Genomic DNA, 17,399 nt, shown 5'->3' on the forward strand with positions numbered 1-17,399 from the left:
TAAATGGTGCCTCGACGCGGAATCGAACCACGGACACGAGGATTTTCAATCCTCTGCTCTACCGACTGAGCTATCGAGGCACATAAACTGTGCTAACTAAAAGTAAAATAATTATTTAACTTTTAGCTTTATAAATGATGCCGACTAACCGAGTCGACGGGTAATTTGAACAGACTACTGATTACAGCTTTCTTTTCAAACTACTTTAAATAAATGGTGCCGACTAACCGAGTCGAACGGTTGACCTACTGATTACAAGTCAGTTGCTCTACCAGCTGAGCTAAGTCGGCACACAAAACTGTGTGCTAAGGCACGCGTAATAATGTTTAAATTGTTGATTAAACACCACTACTTTAATAAATGGTGCCTCGACCCGGAATCGAACCAGGGACACGAGGATTTTCAATCCTCTGCTCTACCAACTGAGCTATCGAGGCACTTAAACAGTGCTAATTAAAAATCTTAAAGGATTTTTAATACAATTCCCACTCATCTCTAGCGACTGAGCTATCTGGGCGTGCGGCGTATTAAACGAGTTTTGCCCTTACAAGTCAACTTTTTTTTTATTCTTTATAACTGTTTGAACGGTTTTCAGACAACTCAGTACATTTTTTATTAATAACGTCCGTTTTTACCACAAATCGAACTATAACTATAAATAAATATAACTAAATCAGACTAAAACCGTAGTGAATTATTTTTTGTAAATGTTACGATTAGCTTAGATACGTACGATAGGGACTTATCGTAGTAAAAACACATCAATTGGAAACAATCAATGCAGAGTAAATTCTCATCGCCAGTTAAAGGCTTACTGCCACTTTTTTTAATCATTAATATTGCTGTAACAGCGCTCGCTATTGTTGCCCACTCATTTTATACACAAACTGAAGTTAAGACAGCCCAACCAGCATCATCTATTAATATTGTAACGCTTGCCGATAGATTAGACTTACCTATGGTTGATGCATTAACTATGTATGGTCAAGGTAAAGTAAAACAGTTACTTGATTTAACCTCCTTATTAGACGGTGACTTTGAATATACTCTATATCGCTTCAATGCTACATCAGATACTCAGTTGGTATATAGCAGCAGTAAACCAGCCATCGCTTCTGTTAAAACTGAAAAGCACTTAAAAGAAGAAAGTATCCTGCATCACCTACTATTGTTAAACGATCAGCCCATTGGCGAGCTTATTATTAAGCAAAACATACCAGCCACGCCTTTAAGCGCTCAAGACTCTCAAGTTATCGCTTACATCATCGCGATAGCGAGTGTTGCTGCATTATTTATACTTACTTTAATGTTTAATATGTACATTAATACGCGCTTACGTAAAAGTACTGACACTCTTACTCAAGAGTTACAGGCAATCACTGAAGATGCTAATTACAATAGTAATGTTGATGAGCAACTTGATATTGGTTTAGGTGTAGTAGCAAAAAACATCAACTTATTGCTACAAAAAGTACAAACAGCAATGAGCGAGAATGACTCTGCACAAAAAGAGCTTTATAAATTACAAAATGGCCTAGAAGCCGAAGTGCAAAATCGTACCTTAGCGCTTGAGCAAGCCACATTAAAAGCAGAGCGAGCAAGCGAAACTAAAACAACATTCTTAGCAACGATGAGTCACGAAATAAGAACACCGATGAATGGTGTTATAGGTACTATTGATTTGCTGCGCCAGACCGAACTTGATGGCGCTCAGCATCGTTTAAGTACGATTATTCGTGAATCAGCATTTTCGTTATTGAGCATTTTGGATGATATTTTAGATTTTTCTAAAATTGAGGCTGGAAAGCTAAATATTGACCCGATCCCATTTTCGGTAACCGATACTATTGAAGAAGTTGCTCGTGTGCTCTCATCTGTTGCTAAAAAACGTGAGCTTGATTTAGAGCTAGCAATAGCACCAGATATTCCTATAAATCTTACCGGTGATAGCGTACGTGTACGTCAGGTTCTTTATAACCTATGTAGCAACGCAATTAAATTTACGAGCACTGATGAAAAAACCCAAGGGCATGTAAAAATATCAGTAGAGGTGGTACATAATACGACTGATCACTTTACCTTACGCTTTTGCGTAACTGATAACGGTAAAGGCATGTCGCAGGCACAACTACGCGAAATATTTAATCCGTTTATTCAAGCCGAAAATTCAATTACCCGAGAATATGGAGGGACAGGTTTAGGTCTTTCTATTTGTAAAAGCTTAACTGAGCTTATGCTAGGGACTATTCATGTAACTAGCCATACAGGAATTGGCAGTGAGTTTACTGTTGAACTGCCGTTTAGCACATCGGGTAGAATTAAATATGCACACAAAGGTGCATTAAATGGTAAGCAAATTGTTGTAGTTAGTAATCACCTAGAACGTGAAAAAACAATGTACCGTTATTTATCGTTTATGGGCGCTAAAATAGTTTATGCACACACAGAAGAAGAAATTGAAGAGCACCAACATTCGCAAGATATTATTTGGGTGGCTGATGGCATAGACAATATGGATAAAACAAACGCGCTGCTAAGACGCTTATTTTATTCATTAGAGGATTATAAACAACAAGTTGTTGTACTAAGCAAGCTTGATGAAGCGGCTATAAATCATAATAATATTTTTTATATTAATGCCTCTCCTTTATGTAAGTCTAATTTTATGCTGTCTATTTTAGTCGCTGCAGGTTTGCATACACCTAAACAAATTAAAAAAACCAAAACACTTAATAATTATTTAAATGTTGAGCAAGCTCGTAAATCAAACAAATTGGTTTTACTTGTTGAAGATAACCTTTTAAACCAACAAGTGCTAACCGATCAATTACACATACTAGGTTTTGGCGTTGAGATAGCAAACAACGGTGAAGAAGGCTTAGATATGTGGAGAAAAGGTGATTACTCACTTATTTTAACCGACTTACACATGCCTAAAATGTCGGGTTACGATATGGTCGAAAAAATCCGTAACGAAGCAGAGCTATTAGAATCAATTGATGCACAGCCTTACATTATTGCTGTAACAGCAAACGCACTTAAAGGCGAAAAAGAGCGTTGTTTAGCCGTAGGTATAAACGACTTCATTACCAAACCTATAGAGCTAAACGCGTTAGAGGACACTTTAAAACGCTGGAGCGATAAGCAAAGCCAAAACCAGAATGTAGTTATCCATCAAACCATGGCGCTACCTATTGATATGGAAGCAGTTGCGAAATATGTAAATGGTGACGAAGCTAAACAGTTACGCTTTTTCAAAATGTATTTAGAACAAAGCCAAGGGCTAATTAAGGGGATTAATTCAGGCGTTATGGTTAACGATTTAGATGAGATTATTGAAGGGTGTCATCAATTAAAATCGATCTCCAAAACAATTGGTGCCCTAACGGTGGCAGAACTTTCAAGTGCATTTGAAGATAAATGTAAAAAAGGTGAACTCACAACCGATGAATTAATAGACTTAAGAGATAAGTTAGAAATTGAATACTCTAAAGCAGCTCAATTTTTAAAAGAACAAATTAAAATCTCTGAGCAAGAAGATGAGTTAAGTGATTAAATAATCGCACACAAAAAAAGGGCTATTTAGCCCTTTTTTTATGTTCAAAATATTATTTTTCAGGCGGTCGATAACCTTCAATTTCCACATCTTTGTTTTCAAACAAAAAGCCAACCATTTGCTCTTCTAAAAATGTGCGGTGCTCTGGGTCCATCATATTTAAATGCTTTTCGTTAATAAGCATTGTTTGCTTATGCTGCCACTGACCCCACGCTTCTTTAGAGATGTTATTAAAAATCTTTTCACCAACTTCACCAGGGTATAACTGAAAGCCAAGCCCTTCGGCTTCTTTTTGTAACTTTTGACAAAATACTGTACGTGCCATGATTGATTCTCTCTAACGCTAAATATGGGGCTATTCTATACTATTGCTGTAATTTGTTTAACCAACTTTTTAGTTGGCGCTGCTAGGCCAACCTCTATTGATTGATCAAGCGGATACCACACTAATTGTTTGTCATTTACTACATCAGGAATTTTCTTAACATTGAGCACATGCGGATTAATCGTCAGCTCAAAATGTGAAAACACATGAATAAACGCTTCAAGCTCTACTAAGTCGGCTTCTAATCCTTGCTGAGCTAAAAATATTTGAAGCTCCTCGTACTCATTAAATTCAAAAAAGCCAAATAGTCCTCCCCAAATACCGCTGTTAGGGCGTTTTTCCATAAGCACTTTATCGCCGCACTGAACAATTAACTGATGACAACTCTTCTTCGGCACTGCTTTTTTAGGTTTAGAATGTGGAAACTCTTTTACTTTACCTGCATTAAAAGCACCACAACCTGAATTTAATGGGCAAGCCTCGCAATCAAACCGGCTGCGTGAGCAAACACTCGCACCTAAATCCATCATAGCTTGATTAAATTCGGTGACATTATTTTTAGGTGTTAATTGCTCTGATAAATGCCAAAGCTGGTTTTCGACTTTTTTAACACCGTACCAACCTTCTATCATAAAGTAGCGCGCTAAGACTCGCTTAACATTCCCATCTAAAATTGGATGATGCTGTCCAAGCGACAATGATAAAACAGCCCCGGCAGTAGAGCGCCCTATTCCCGGTAAATCCATTACTTCATCAAGCGTTTGCGGAAATTCGCCTTGGTACTTGTCACGTACTATTTTAGCTGTTTTATGTAAGTTACGCGCACGAGCGTAATACCCTAAGCCGGTCCAGTGATGCAGTACTAAATCTTCATCAGCATCGGCTAAAGCAATAATATCTGGAAAGCTTTGCATAAATTTTTCAAAATATGGGATAACAGTAATAACTTGAGTTTGCTGGAGCATCACCTCAGACACCCACACTTTATAAGGTGTTTTACCCAACTGCCATGGAAGTGTTTTACGCCCATGAAGGTGATACCAATCAACGACTTGATTAGAAAACGAATTAGACTGTTCTTTATTTAAATCCAACATATTGTACTTTTACTGATGCTCAATGGCGGCTCAGTCTATTGTAGTTAATAAAAAGATCAAGCTATAGGGCGTGTAAAACCAGCTAATACTTGTGATTGCGGGCTCGGTCAGGGATAATATGCAACCATTTTTAAACACATTGTTTTTGTCAGGCCAATAATATGAGTGAATCAAGCAACACTAACCTTGAGCAAGCTAAGCAAGAAGGTAAATACATCCGCACCATTCGCAGTTTTGTAAAACGCGAAGGTCGATTAACCAAAGGCCAAGCCGCTGCAATCGAAAAATGCTGGCCAACAATGGGCCTAGAGCATAAAAACGGTATGCTTGATTTAAGCGAAGTTTTTGGCAACAACAACGATGTAGTAGTAGAAATTGGTTTTGGTATGGGTAAATCGCTTGTCGAAATGGCAACAAATGCCCCTCACCTAAACTTTATTGGTATTGAAGTACACCGCCCAGGCGTTGGTGCTTGTTTAATGGATGCCGATGAAGCAGGCATTACTAACTTACGTATTTTTGAACACGATGCAGTTGAAGTACTTGCAGACTGTATACCTAATGAAAGCTTAACAACACTACAGTTGTTTTTCCCTGATCCTTGGCATAAAAAGCGTCATCATAAACGCCGTATCGTACAAACTGAGTTTGTTGAAAAACTAAGAGCCCAACTGAAAATGGGTGGCGTTTTTCATATGGCAACAGATTGGGAAAACTATGCAGAGCATATGCTCGAAGTAATGAATGTAGCGCCTGGTTTTAAAAACCAATCAGAAACAAACGATTATGTTCCACGTCCAGATTTGCGCCCGCTTACTAAGTTTGAGCAACGCGGACATCGCCTAGGTCATGGCGTGTGGGATTTAATGTTTGAACGTACTGAGTAATTTGTAACTTTAAGCACTCACTTTTATTTTTGATAAAACTAAACATACTGTAAGGCAAAGCCATTTATGAGCGTACTAACCAACCCAAGTTTACTGTTACTTCGTAATAGCGAGGCACTAACGGGCAAATCTATCTTGGTGGTCAACTTTGTTCAAGATGGCTTTTTAACAGAGCTTAAAAAACTTAACCCGCAAAACAAGGTAACTGCATTTAGCTACAACCATGCTAACGGTGAGTTTGCTAAAAATACCAAAGACGTTGAGATTTGTGTAAATCACACAATACCAGGTAACGGCTACGATTTAGTTATTCTTTACTATCCTAAATCAAAACCTGAGTTATTAATGGCGCTTGATAATATTCGATCTACTATTACTGATGATGCCGAACTATTGGTGGTAGGTGAAAACAAAAGTGGTGTTAAATCAATTGAAAAGCAATTAGCTGGTAAAGCTGAGTTTAGTAACAAAATTGATTCAGCTAAGCACTGCGTTCTTTACTCATTTGCTGAGATTACCCAGCACCCTGATTTTGATATTACGACCTACCATAAAAAGTTTGTTGTTAATGTTGCCGACACCGAGTTTACAGCTATTAGTGTCCCAGGGGTGTTTAATCACGGTAGTTTAGATATGGGAACGAAAGTTCTACTCGAAAACGCACCGACAATTAAGCAAGGTAGGGTTCTCGACTTTGGTTGTGGTGCAGGTTTAATAGCAACCTTTTTAGGGCTGCATAATCCAGCACTTGAGTTTGTGTGTAGTGATGTAAGTGCACTGGCAACTTACGCAACACAGCAAACTCTAAAGCTTAACAACATCAAAGGCGAAGCGATATTAAGTGACGGCCTTAAAAGCATTACCGGTAAGTTTGATTTAATTATTAGCAATCCACCTTTTCATACAGGTATTGCAACCGACTACACAGTAGCAGAAACATTTTTAGCAAATGCAAAACAGCATTTAACTAAAGTAGGAAAGCTGAATATTGTTGCTAACAGCTTTTTAAAATACCCGCCTATTTTAGAAACGCAATTTGAAAGCTACCAAACGGTATTTAAAAATAACAAGTTTGCCGTATATAGCAGCTAGTATTATTTTTAAAAATGCTTGAGTGCAAACGCGCTCAAGCTAACCTTCGCATAAATATAAGAATTAATTTAGCTTTTTTCCTTCATTTTCTCCCGTCTTTGCTAAACTAAAACTCTAAATAATCAAAATTAATTCAGGCGATAACGAAATAATGCCTAAAAAAGTTCATCAAAGTAGCATTCGCAAAGCACTCATAAATTTAATTATGCTTATTACAGCTATTTGCTTGTCGCTATCTATTTCGATATCTACTTATTTAAGCGTAAAAGAGCAAAAGCAATTAATCATTAATAAACTCGTCATACTTTCTGAAATTGTAGCTTTTGATGCTGGTAAATCAGTAGTTGAAGATGATAGAAAAACAGAAGAAAAACGCCTCAAGTCATTTGAAAATATCCCCCTTGTAAAAAACATACATATTTATTCAATAGAAAAAGCATCTCAAAAACCTGTTTTTTTTATTAGCTTCAATGCAAAAAAAACGCCTCCAGTGCCGTTAAGAATAGACAGTGTTGATGAGCTAAAAACGCCACGAATTACGAGCGATCATATTGAACTAACCCGCCCTATTTACGATAACGAAAAGTTGGTAGGTTATGTATATATGCGAGGGAGCCTCGAAAGTTTAGAGACTTATATTGAGAGAAAAATATTAATAGACGTGCTATTAACTCTATTAATTTTGGTAGTTGTTTACTTTATTGCTATAAAAGTTCAACGACGTATAGCCAAGCCAATAGAGCAGTTAAGCATGCTATTGCAGGATGTATCTAAAAATCATAACTATGATGCACGCGCGCCAATAACCGATGTAAAAGAAATAACCGCTCTTTCAAATAGTTTAAATATCATGCTTACACGTACCAAAAAGCAACTTGAGCGCCACGAAAAAGATAAACAAGAAATAAAACAACTAAACCAAAGCCTTGAAGAAAAAGTAAACCAGCGAACAATCGCTCTCAGAGAAGCAAATCAAGAGCTTTTATCAACTCTTGAACGGATGCATCAATACCAAACACAAATTGTTGAAAACGAAAAAATGGCATCGCTTGGGCAAATGGTTGCAGGTGTTGCCCATGAAGTTAATACACCAATAGGGCTAGGTATTACAGGCTCTACATTACTTCGAGATAAACTGGCAGATATACAGCAAAGCTTTGACGATAAAAAACTTACCTCAAGCCATCTAAAACGCTTTATAGATGAAGGTATTGAAAACTTAGACTTAATTTACCGCAACTTAAATCGTGCCGCAGACCTGATATCTAACTTTAAAAAAGTGGCCGTTATTCAAGACGACGGTGTTAATACCTATATTAATGTACATACATTAATAAGTGATGTTTTAACATCGATTCAATCTGAACTATTGCCTAAAAAGCCTGTCGTTATTATTAACTGTCCGACCGACTTGGCTATTCATAGTAAGTCTGAACCTCTGCAACAAGTGTTTCAGCAGTTGCTTATGAACTCTGTGATTCATGGATTTATAGGTAAAGAAAATAATGAAATTCGCTTTGACGTAGAACTAGTAGGGAAAAAATTAACAATAGTTTATTCTGACAATGGTCAAGGCGTTGATAAAAACATTAAAAATAGAATTTTTGACCCGTTTGTAACTTCAAAGCGCGGACAAGGCGCAAGCGGCTTAGGCATGCACTTGGTCTACAACCTAGTAACACAAGCACTTGGCGGAAGAGTTATGTTTGATCTTGAAGAAAAACACGGTGCTCGCTTTATAATTACTATTCCTTAAATAAAGATCACTAAAAAGTGCATATATTTAAAATTTATCCTTGAATTAGCATTTAATGACCTCATTAATGAGGCATGTGATAAGCGCGTAACATTATTTAATTGCATTAAATAAATATTACCAAGCGATTTATGAACTTTTTTATCTTTGCTGTATCACATACATTGATGAAAGGTTAGAAAGTGATATAGTTTTGCTTTGAATTAGTCTGATTATTTTAAGTACCTTGTTTGATTGAATGATGTATCAATTATTAAAGGAAAATGGCTTCGACTTTATGATTCAAATAGCTACATCCACGTATATATCAATTAAACAGTAGTTTTTGCACTGCCCTTTTTAGTAGACTTTGGACACCCTACTGTTTTATTTTTATCCAATTTGTTTTTTCCTTGTTAACAAATGGGTATAATCCTATAATCTCTAGTAATCGGTTATAAATTCGTCACCGGTTTTTTTATAAATAAAATATTCCAAAAGGTTAATTAATAATGCAAACGCCAGTCATTCTAATCGTAGAAGATGAAGACGTAACTCGACTGAACCTAGTTAGTTTATTTGAAGCTGAAGGGTACAAAGTTATTGAAGCCATTGATGGCGATGATATGCATGACAAGCTTACAAATAACGATGACGTTAATCTTGTAGTTATGGATATCAACCTTCCTGGTAAAAACGGTCTTATTTTAGCCCGTGAATTACGCCAAAAGCGTAAAGTAGGTCTTATATTCCTAACGGGTCGTGACAACGATGTTGACCGTATTTTAGGTCTTGAAATTGGCGCAGATGACTACGTTACTAAGCCATTCAACCCGCGTGAATTAACTATTAGAGCTCGCAACCTTATTACTCGTACTGCTTTAGGCGGTGAAGAGTCAGCACTAGAAACAAATGGTGTTATTACGTTTAACGGTTGGGAACTTGATGAAAATAGCCGTTGTCTTACTTCTCCAAATGGCGACGCTAAACGTTTACCAAAAGGTGAGTACAGAGCACTTCGTTTAATGCTTGATTCTCCAGGTCGTATTTTTAGTCGTGAGCAATTAATCAAGCACATGACAGGCCGTGAGCTTCGTGCAAATGACCGTACTGTTGATGTTACTATTCGTCGCATTCGTAAGCATTTTGAAAGTGATAACTCAACGTCAGAGTTAATCAGCACCATCCATGGTGAAGGTTACCGTTTCATTGGTAAAATTGACGCTTAATTAGAGCTAATTAGTTTTACTCTAATTGCTGTAAAAATAAATGAAGGGCTTTTTGTCCTTCATTTATTTTATCTGCTAAAACATCTAACCACTGCTTTAACACTTCATCAGATTCATCAATCGCACCATGCTCCATTATTTTGGCATGAAGCTGCACATCATTTAAACCTACCGATCCAGCCGCACCTTTAAGTTTATGCGCTACTGATTCATACTCTTCTCTATCGCCGGCATTTAATGAAGTAAGTAATTCTTGCTGATATTGTGGACTTAGCTTTTCAAATAACTGACTACTGCGCCTAAATACAACCAAGCCCATCGAATTTACAAAGTCTTCTATTGTTTCAATATCTAATAAGTGTGCATCAATGCCCTCTAGCGCTTCTTCACTTACTTTTAGCTGTGGCTCTGTGCATTCACTTTGCTTAATGCCAAATAAGTCAGCCAGCATTTTATCAAGCTTAACTGTGTTAATTGGCTTAGCCAACGCACCTTGTATTGATATACCTTCAAGCTCTTTTTCAGCACTGCGTACATTGGCAGTTAAAGCAACAATAGGTAATTTATCAAAGTGGCTATCTGAGCGTATTTGCTTAGCAACCACGTCACCGTTTATATCTGGCAATTGCATATCAAGTAGTACTAAATCTAAGTCATCTTCGGTTTCGACGAACGAGAGTGCATCTTCACCGGTTTCAGCCCATAACACTTCATGGCCTCGTTGCTCTAATAGATTTGTAGCAATTTCGGCGTTAAGAGGCACATCTTCTACTAGTAGAATATACAAACCACGGCCAACATAACTTTGCTCTGTTGGTGCAACACATAAACTAAGCGGTATTTGCACTGTAAAACAACTTCCTTCGCCTTCAGTACTATTTACCGTAATTATCCCTTTCATTGCACTTACAAGTGCCTTAGTTACAGCTAAACCAATACCTGAGCCTATCGCGTTAGTCCCTTTTAAATCCGGCGCTTTGTAATACATATCAAATATATGGGCAAGCTGCTCTGGTGGAATACCTTGACCTGTATCTAGTACCTTAATAACTAACCATGGGCCTTCTACGCGATTTTCTCTGCTGCATTCGAGTGTTACTTTGCCTTGCTGAGTAAACTTAACGGCGTTGTTAATTAAGTTCCAAACAACTTGGCGTAATCGAGTCGGATCGAGCTGCGCGTAAACATCAAGTATGCCATTGCGCTTAATATCAAACTCAAGCTCTTTTTGCTCTGCTATTAAGCCTGCAAAATTAACTACATCGTTTATAAAGTCTGACACATTAATAGAATTAGTTGCTATATCGAGCTGATCTCTATCTATTTTATCTAAATCTATAATATCGTTAAAAATATTACCGAGTGTTTCAGCACTCGAAAAAATAGTATTGCCCCAACTACGCTGCTGCTTATTAAGCTCTGTATCTAATAACATACGCGTTAAACCAACAATGCCATTTAAAGGAGTACGTAGTTCATGGCTCAGCGTAGCAATAAACTTACCTTTGTCTTTATAGGCAGTTTCGAGCGCTTGTGCTGCTTCTTTACGGCTAGTGATATCACGACCAAAACCCAGTAAACCAATGTAGTCACCGTCATCATTTATAAAAGGTAATTTACGCAGCTCAAACCAACGTGTTTCACCATTTACTTCATAACCCACATCGATAGTCAGCGCTTTATGGCTTTGCTCTACTTCTTTATCGGTTGCTAAAACCTCAGATAAAAAATGACTCGGGAATATCTGCTCAACCGTTTTTCCTATTAGCTCACTACTTGATTTTCCCATTACCTCTTCAAACATTTTATTACAGCCGGCAAATACACCGTTGTTATCGCGGTAATAAAATAAATCGGGAGATGAATCAACGATTGAGCGTTGCAACATACTTTGTTGGGCAAGTTCTTGTTGTGTTTTTTTACGCTCAGCAATTTCTCGGCGCAGCTCTTCAATAGCGCGATGCTTGGCATGAAATGCCATTTTACGCTCATCAATTTCAATATTTAAACGGCTAATGTTGTCTTTTAGGGTTTGGTTTAAGAGTTTTTCCTGTTTGGTTGCGCTATCTAAATAAGCATACGAGGCATCTAATTGACGAATTGAATTAAGTAATACACTTATAATTAAAGGAGAAACCACAGCAGTAAAAAATACCACAGCCAAAATATCAACAAGGTGTAATTCGCCTATCGCAACATAATAAAACATGCTCGATAAAATAAGAGATACAGTTAAAAATAAAGTGTAACAAATAGCTGCGGTTTTAAATTCACCAAATCGCGTTATTGAGCTGGAAAGTACCCGAGCCCAAGGGCTCAAAGAATAATCGGTCATACGTAATTTTATCTCTTAGCTGTGTGCTTAAATATAAAGAAGGCAATGCGCATGTATAAACATACCATTTTCCCAGATTTTAGCATTTTTCTCCTACCACTACCCATGTTGTGCGATAAAAACAGAATTTTTCATGTTTGATTTTGCTCATCTCTTAAACTCATCATTTCAGCAATAAATTATTTAGTGTAAAATGCCCCGCTTTATTATCTCCAAAATACGAGTAGCGCACATGCAAACCAATATGCCAGATATAGCAGACACTGCACCCGCTTTACAAACAGGTAAATTAGACTGGGTTGGCATGGGCGAAATCGAACTGCCATTTATTTTTGAGTCACGAGACTTATCTCCAGTTACAGTAAATGCCAAAGCTCGTGCATTTGTAAATTTGCATAAAGAAGATGCCAAAGGCATTCATATGTCACGTCTATTTTTAGCACTTGACCTGCTTTCAACTGAGCAGCAAGTCAATCCGCAAACAATAGCGCAAGCACTCGATACTTTTATAACTAGCCACGAAGGGCTGAGTGATAAAGCACAAATTGAATTTAAATTTGAATTACCGCTACGCCGTAAATCACTATTAAGTGGTAAAGCGGGCTGGAAAAGCTACCCAGTTGTACTTACCAGTACAATTGAAAATAACATTATTAGCTACGAGCTAACCGTAGATGTTACCTATTCTTCAACATGCCCTTGCTCTGCAGCACTTGCACGCCAGCTTATACAAAACGCGTTTAACGAAAAGTTTAACCAAGAAACTTTAAGCCAAAAAGATGTGCACGAATGGCTAGGCACTACACAAGGCATAGTTGCTACACCTCACTCGCAGCGCTCTATTGCCAACGTAAAAGTAAAGCTTGATAGCAATATTCAAGAATTTGACGTAGTGACTCTAATAAACACCCTCGAAGCTGAACTTAAAACGCCTGTACAAGCGGCAGTAAAACGCGAAGACGAGCAAGAATTTGCCCGTTTAAATGGTCAAAATCTTATGTTTTGTGAAGATGCAGCGCGTAAAATTAAAGCCTTGCTAGATGCTGACAATTACAGCGATTACTGGCTGCAAATAAACCATTATGAATCACTCCATGCACACGATGCTGTAGCTATTGCGGTTAAAGGTATTGAAGGTGGATACAAAGCTTAATAGCTACATAGTTTTAGCTTTTACAAACAGTTGGTAATTATTTTATAACTCATACTTTTTAGGCACGTAAATTGCTTTATTTGAGCAGTGTCAATTTGTTGTTATGGAGTTACCGTATGGAATTCGCTTTATTATTAATTCTAGTATTAGTTGTCGGGGCTTCTGTTGTTGCGTCAAAATTTAATGACGATGGCGGAAACCCGTATCCTTTTACCCGCAAGCAAACTGTTTTTACGCAGGTTGAAGGCGCTTTTTTAAATCTTCTCGAGCGTGCTGTAGGCGATCAATATAAAATTGTTAGTCGCGTTAAGTTAATTGACGTTATTGACTGTAAGCAAGGTCTTTCTATTAAATCTAAACGTGCTGCTTTAGCTAAAGCTAAAAATAAGCAACTCGACTTTGTATTAATCGATAAAGAAAAACTCACTATTGTTGCGGCCGTTGACCTAGTTAACAATGCGAATAAAGATGGTCACAAAGCTCAACGCGACTGGTTTGTAAACGGTGCACTAGAGTCTGCGGGCATTCCACATATTCGTATGAAAGTTAAATCAGGCTACCGTCCTTCTGAAGTACGCGATGCAATTATGTTTAAACTTGGTAAGCCTGCAGCAACACAAACGCAGCGCCCTGTTCGTAATCGCTCACATAAGCCAGCGGTACTTTCACCTTCTCAAGCCAAAGCACAAACAACTGCTTTAGCTGAAATTTAAAAACCAAATTAAATACTCTCCTAAAAAGTATTTAAAGCGAGCTCATAAACAAGCTCGCTTTTTTGTTTTTTATTGCTAACTTCACGTATAATCAAGTGATTCAAACTCAGGAATTAAACATTATGAATGTTGGTATTATTGGCGCAATGGAGCCAGAAGTTAAAATTTTACGTGAAGCGATGCAAAACCCACAAATTTTAACTAAAGCAGGTTTCACTTTTTATACTGGTGAATTGGCTGGTAACACAGTAACACTTGTTCAATCTGGTATTGGTAAAGTAGCATCAACAATTGCAACTACCTTACTGATTGATAACTTCAAACCTGATTGCGTAATTAACACAGGCTCTGCCGGTGGATTCGATCCTTCTCTAAGTGTTGGCGACGTAGTAATTTCGTCAGAAGTACGTCATCACGATGTAGATGTTACTGCTTTTGGCTACGAAATTGGCCAAGTACCACAAATGCCAGCAGGCTTTGCAGCTCACCCTAAATTAGTTGAAGCAGCACAACAAACAATCGAACAAATCAGTGATGTTAAAACACTTGTTGGCTTAATTTGTACTGGTGACACATTTATGTGTGACCCTGTGCGTATCGATAAAGCACGCAGTGATTTTCCTACAATGCTTGCCGTTGAAATGGAAGGCGCTTCAATTGCACAAACGTGTTTTACGCTTAACACACCATTTGTTGTAATTCGCTCAATGTCTGATATAGCAGGTAAAGAGTCACCACAATCATTTGAAGAATACCTAGAAACAGCATCAATCAACTCATCTAAAATGGTTGTCGCACTTTTAGAAAAGCTAACTGCAGTGTCTCTGTAAATGCTTAGCAATATTGTTCAAAACCACTTGGACTTTATTGCCTTCATACTAGCGCTCCTTGCTGAGCGCTTTATTCCCCTTATTAGCTGGTATCATCCTAATACAGCGTTAAATGCTGTTTTTAGTGCTATTGGCAAGCGCATATACAAAAGCAAAGAACCTAAAAGCTATCAATATTTGGCAGCTATACTCGCAAGCACGCTCATTTTAAGTGTCATTCTCATTATTGTAGTGCTACTACTCGAGTTTGCTTTTTACCCTGAATTACTCGCAGGTCTTATTTTATACTTATGCTTAGAAAGTAAGAGTATTGATAAAAAAGCACTTCGCATTGCAAAGCTAACTAAACAAAATCAAAAATCGACAGCACGCGAATTACTAAAACCACTGCTTGCCCGTGAAGTTAATAGGCTTTCATCTCCTGGTATTATTAAAGCATTAATTGAAAGCTTAATACTGCGCACTGCTCGATACTATTTCGTAGTTATATTTATATTTTTAGCCTTTGGCCCTATTGCTGCCCTCGCCTATCGATTGCTTACTTTAATACAACAAGCCTGGCGTAGTGATATATCCCCAAATAGCTACTTTTTAAAACCGCTTAAAACTCTCTTGTTTATTATTGAGTATATTCCAATGCGCTTACTCGCTTTAACTATTGCAGCAAGTAGAGCGAGCAAACAAAGCATGCACTACATAAAGCATTATGGCAGACATTTTTACCAAACAAATACAGGTTGGCTACTAAGCACATGCTCTGCATCACTTGGTGTGCAGCTGGGCGGGCCTGCAGTTTATTTGGGTACTCGCTTTAATAAAATGCGTATAGGTACTGATAGACTACCTACACCCGAGGATATACCTGTAATAATTAATAGATTAAATCAGGCGCGTGTATTTTGGTTGTTAGTAATTGTAAGTATTGAAATATTAAAAGTGATTTAGTGACTATTTAGTGACTACCTCGTAACTATTTACAGACCCCAAAATACGAGCACTAAAAAACTAGCCTAGGCTTAATGCCAGTCAGTTAACAGCTGACTGGCTTTTTTTATTGGGGTATTTACTGGGTTTTGGTTTCACACACCTCGGATACGCCCGCTCCCGTTTTATCGGCAATATGTGATGTTCAACTTGAGCTTGTAATTGCTCTATTGATTTAGGTATCCGTCCTGCATTTTCTATAAACATTGTATGAATAAGGTTAATAATACTAATAGCACACGTCGTAAAACTCAGGTGTTTTGCATATATTCCAGATTTTTTCTGCGCCATTTTCACCATCTGGTATCGGAGCAAGTTATAGCTCAACATTACGCCCCATAATTCTTGCGCTATCATCTCAGGTTTCTTGCTGCGTAGCGTAAAGTGACTATTCAGTAAGGTTTGTTTCATTTCTCGATAACCAAGTTCAATTTCCCACCGATCACTATAGAGGTCAACAATTTCAGCCTTAGGGAAACGCATTGGGTCTGTTAATGAAGTGAGTATATTCACCTCTTTCCCCTTAACCGTTTTTGTGACTAGCCTAACTTCAATGCTCTCTGGTAAATCGTCGAACTTTTTTCTCGCTTGTGCTGTTGCTTTTAGCTTGATGAGTTTGTCTTGACGACCTAGAGAGCGAACAATTTCATATTGCGTGCCTTTTCTCATCGGTTGAAGCCAATGCCTATTTACCCCAGCATGATGCCAACGATTGAGTAAGCCTAGAGAATAGAAGCCTCTATCAAATAACGTCAGTGAGTTATCGGGTGTTGCCTCGATTAAGTCTTCAGCCAACACCATTTCACTTGTACGACAACTATCAAAGGCGCTCCCCATTAATAAATGACTAGTTAACTCCATCAAACACACCATGCGAACCTGAGGGAAGGCCGTGTCACCATACTGATTTTTCCACATGGAGAATGCATGTTGATTTTCAGCAGTATCCGGTGTGCGCCAAATGACACCATCAACACCCAGTAGTGATAGCCCGCACCATGTGGGATGGTTCGCATCAGCATTCCACATTTGCTGACTTTGCTCAAAAACCTGTTTAACGGCATCAGCCCCAAGCCGCTGCCTAGCCTGTACAACCGCGCTGGGCGCAACGAGTTCTTTTTTACCTGGTAAAGCGAGCCCTAATTTACTGACAATACTCCACAGTGGGTCTTCACGATAAAACGACATACAAATGACTGTCCAAACGGCCATCTCAACAGGAAGCCTTCTTTTCCTTATCGTCGCGACACCTGCGGTTTCTGCGCATTGTTTGATAAACTCAGGGCATAAAAAATCACTCAGTTGACCTAAGCCTTCTGAATTGGGTGCGTAGCTATTGGCTAGAGAAAGTGCGGTAGTGAGTTGCAAAATAAAAGGCTCCTGAATAAATTCAGAAGCCTTTATAAACTAACCAGAAGATCGGTCAATGGATCGTTAAATATTTCTTAACTGATCGGCATTAA

Annotated in this window: 13 protein-coding genes and 3 tRNA genes; 9 read left to right on the top strand and 7 right to left on the bottom strand. The window is 38.0% G+C overall.

Going from position 1 to position 17,399, the window contains the following annotated elements:
- Positions 1-4: 4 nt before the first annotated feature.
- The 3 genes from L654_RS0109990 to L654_RS0110000 all read right to left on the bottom strand — a co-directional run bounded on the left by L654_RS0109990 (position 5) and on the right by L654_RS0110000 (position 437).
- Positions 5-80 (bottom strand) — tRNA-Phe (locus tag L654_RS0109990).
- Positions 81-214: 134 nt separating this feature from the next.
- Positions 215-290: transfer RNA gene (locus L654_RS0109995), tRNA-Thr, on the bottom strand.
- Positions 291-361: 71 nt separating this feature from the next.
- Positions 362-437: transfer RNA gene (locus tag L654_RS0110000), tRNA-Phe, on the bottom strand.
- A 341-nt stretch (positions 438-778) separates the two neighbouring features.
- Between L654_RS0110000 and L654_RS0110005 the strand changes: the two genes are divergently transcribed.
- Positions 779-3,556, top strand: a complete 2,778-nt coding sequence (locus L654_RS0110005; protein WP_024607944.1) for an ATP-binding protein — start codon at positions 779-781, stop codon at positions 3,554-3,556.
- 52 nt (positions 3,557-3,608) lie between these two features.
- Here L654_RS0110005 and L654_RS0110010 read toward each other — a convergent pair whose 3' ends face one another.
- Complete coding sequence (locus tag L654_RS0110010) at positions 3,609-3,881, bottom strand: oxidative damage protection protein (protein WP_007582954.1); 273 nt, start codon at positions 3,879-3,881, stop codon at positions 3,609-3,611.
- 35 nt (positions 3,882-3,916) lie between these two features.
- Complete coding sequence (mutY, locus tag L654_RS0110015; RefSeq protein WP_024607945.1) at positions 3,917-4,978, bottom strand: A/G-specific adenine glycosylase; 1,062 nt, start codon at positions 4,976-4,978, stop codon at positions 3,917-3,919.
- 161 nt (positions 4,979-5,139) lie between these two features.
- Here mutY and trmB point away from each other — a divergent pair, with 161 nt between their 5' ends.
- The 4 genes from trmB to arcA all read left to right on the top strand — a co-directional run bounded on the left by trmB (position 5,140) and on the right by arcA (position 9,921).
- Complete coding sequence (gene trmB / locus L654_RS0110020) at positions 5,140-5,865, top strand: tRNA (guanosine(46)-N7)-methyltransferase TrmB (protein ID WP_007582957.1); 726 nt, start codon at positions 5,140-5,142, stop codon at positions 5,863-5,865.
- A gap of 66 nt (positions 5,866-5,931) precedes the next feature.
- Positions 5,932-6,957 carry a methyltransferase gene (locus L654_RS0110025; protein WP_024589697.1) on the top strand — a complete coding sequence of 342 codons (1,026 nt, stop codon included), beginning with the start codon at positions 5,932-5,934 and terminating at the stop codon, positions 6,955-6,957.
- A 151-nt stretch (positions 6,958-7,108) separates the two neighbouring features.
- Complete coding sequence (locus L654_RS0110030; RefSeq protein WP_024607946.1) at positions 7,109-8,713, top strand: HAMP domain-containing sensor histidine kinase; 1,605 nt, start codon at positions 7,109-7,111, stop codon at positions 8,711-8,713.
- Between the two features lie 491 nt (positions 8,714-9,204).
- On the top strand, positions 9,205-9,921 hold the full coding sequence (gene arcA, locus L654_RS0110035; RefSeq protein WP_002962549.1) for a two-component system response regulator ArcA: 717 nt from the start codon (positions 9,205-9,207) through the stop codon (positions 9,919-9,921).
- 16 nt (positions 9,922-9,937) lie between these two features.
- On the opposite strand, the gene arcB is transcribed toward arcA, so the two are convergent.
- A complete protein-coding gene (gene arcB / locus L654_RS0110040; RefSeq protein WP_024607947.1) occupies positions 9,938-12,256 on the bottom strand; it encodes an aerobic respiration two-component sensor histidine kinase ArcB in 2,319 nt (772 codons plus the stop codon).
- A gap of 232 nt (positions 12,257-12,488) precedes the next feature.
- On the opposite strand from arcB, the gene folE2 reads away from it, so the two are divergent.
- From folE2 to ampE, 4 genes are all read left to right on the top strand, one after another.
- Positions 12,489-13,409: a GTP cyclohydrolase FolE2 gene (folE2, locus tag L654_RS0110045; RefSeq protein ID WP_024607948.1), complete on the top strand. Its 921-nt coding sequence runs from the start codon at positions 12,489-12,491 to the stop codon at positions 13,407-13,409.
- A gap of 116 nt (positions 13,410-13,525) precedes the next feature.
- Positions 13,526-14,122, top strand: coding sequence for a DUF2726 domain-containing protein (locus L654_RS0110050; RefSeq protein WP_007582968.1), 597 nt, complete (start codon positions 13,526-13,528; stop codon positions 14,120-14,122).
- A gap of 122 nt (positions 14,123-14,244) precedes the next feature.
- Positions 14,245-14,952, top strand: a complete 708-nt coding sequence (gene mtnN / locus L654_RS0110055) for a 5'-methylthioadenosine/S-adenosylhomocysteine nucleosidase (RefSeq protein ID WP_024607949.1) — start codon at positions 14,245-14,247, stop codon at positions 14,950-14,952.
- Positions 14,953-15,897, top strand: a complete 945-nt coding sequence (ampE, locus tag L654_RS0110060) for a regulatory signaling modulator protein AmpE (RefSeq protein ID WP_024607950.1) — start codon at positions 14,953-14,955, stop codon at positions 15,895-15,897.
- Positions 15,898-15,978: 81 nt separating this feature from the next.
- Here the strand turns inward: ampE and L654_RS0110065 are convergent, their stop codons facing one another.
- A complete protein-coding gene (locus L654_RS0110065; RefSeq protein WP_024607224.1) occupies positions 15,979-17,304 on the bottom strand; it encodes an IS4 family transposase in 1,326 nt (441 codons plus the stop codon).
- Between the last annotated feature and the right edge of the window lie 95 nt (positions 17,305-17,399).

Origin of the sequence: Pseudoalteromonas sp. TAB23, assembly GCF_000498075.1 — a bacterium.
Classification (GTDB): domain Bacteria; phylum Pseudomonadota; class Gammaproteobacteria; order Enterobacterales; family Alteromonadaceae; genus Pseudoalteromonas; species Pseudoalteromonas arctica.

What these genes read in the sequence shown, in the direction of transcription:
- trmB (WP_007582957.1), top strand. Translation starts at nt 5,140, where the DNA reads ATGAGTGAATCAAGCAACACTAACCTTGAGCAAGCTAAGCAAGAAGGT.
- L654_RS0110025 (WP_024589697.1), top strand. Translation starts at nt 5,932, where the DNA reads ATGAGCGTACTAACCAACCCAAGTTTACTGTTACTTCGTAATAGCGAG.
- L654_RS0110050 (WP_007582968.1), top strand. Translation starts at nt 13,526, where the DNA reads ATGGAATTCGCTTTATTATTAATTCTAGTATTAGTTGTCGGGGCTTCT.
- mtnN (WP_024607949.1), top strand. Translation starts at nt 14,245, where the DNA reads ATGAATGTTGGTATTATTGGCGCAATGGAGCCAGAAGTTAAAATTTTA.
- L654_RS0110005 (WP_024607944.1), top strand. Translation starts at nt 779, where the DNA reads ATGCAGAGTAAATTCTCATCGCCAGTTAAAGGCTTACTGCCACTTTTT.
- L654_RS0110030 (WP_024607946.1), top strand. Translation starts at nt 7,109, where the DNA reads ATGCCTAAAAAAGTTCATCAAAGTAGCATTCGCAAAGCACTCATAAAT.
- mutY (WP_024607945.1), bottom strand. Translation starts at nt 4,978, where the DNA reads ATGTTGGATTTAAATAAAGAACAGTCTAATTCGTTTTCTAATCAAGTC.
- folE2 (WP_024607948.1), top strand. Translation starts at nt 12,489, where the DNA reads ATGCAAACCAATATGCCAGATATAGCAGACACTGCACCCGCTTTACAA.
- arcB (WP_024607947.1), bottom strand. Translation starts at nt 12,256, where the DNA reads ATGACCGATTATTCTTTGAGCCCTTGGGCTCGGGTACTTTCCAGCTCA.
- L654_RS0110010 (WP_007582954.1), bottom strand. Translation starts at nt 3,881, where the DNA reads ATGGCACGTACAGTATTTTGTCAAAAGTTACAAAAAGAAGCCGAAGGG.
- arcA (WP_002962549.1), top strand. Translation starts at nt 9,205, where the DNA reads ATGCAAACGCCAGTCATTCTAATCGTAGAAGATGAAGACGTAACTCGA.
- ampE (WP_024607950.1), top strand. Translation starts at nt 14,953, where the DNA reads ATGCTTAGCAATATTGTTCAAAACCACTTGGACTTTATTGCCTTCATA.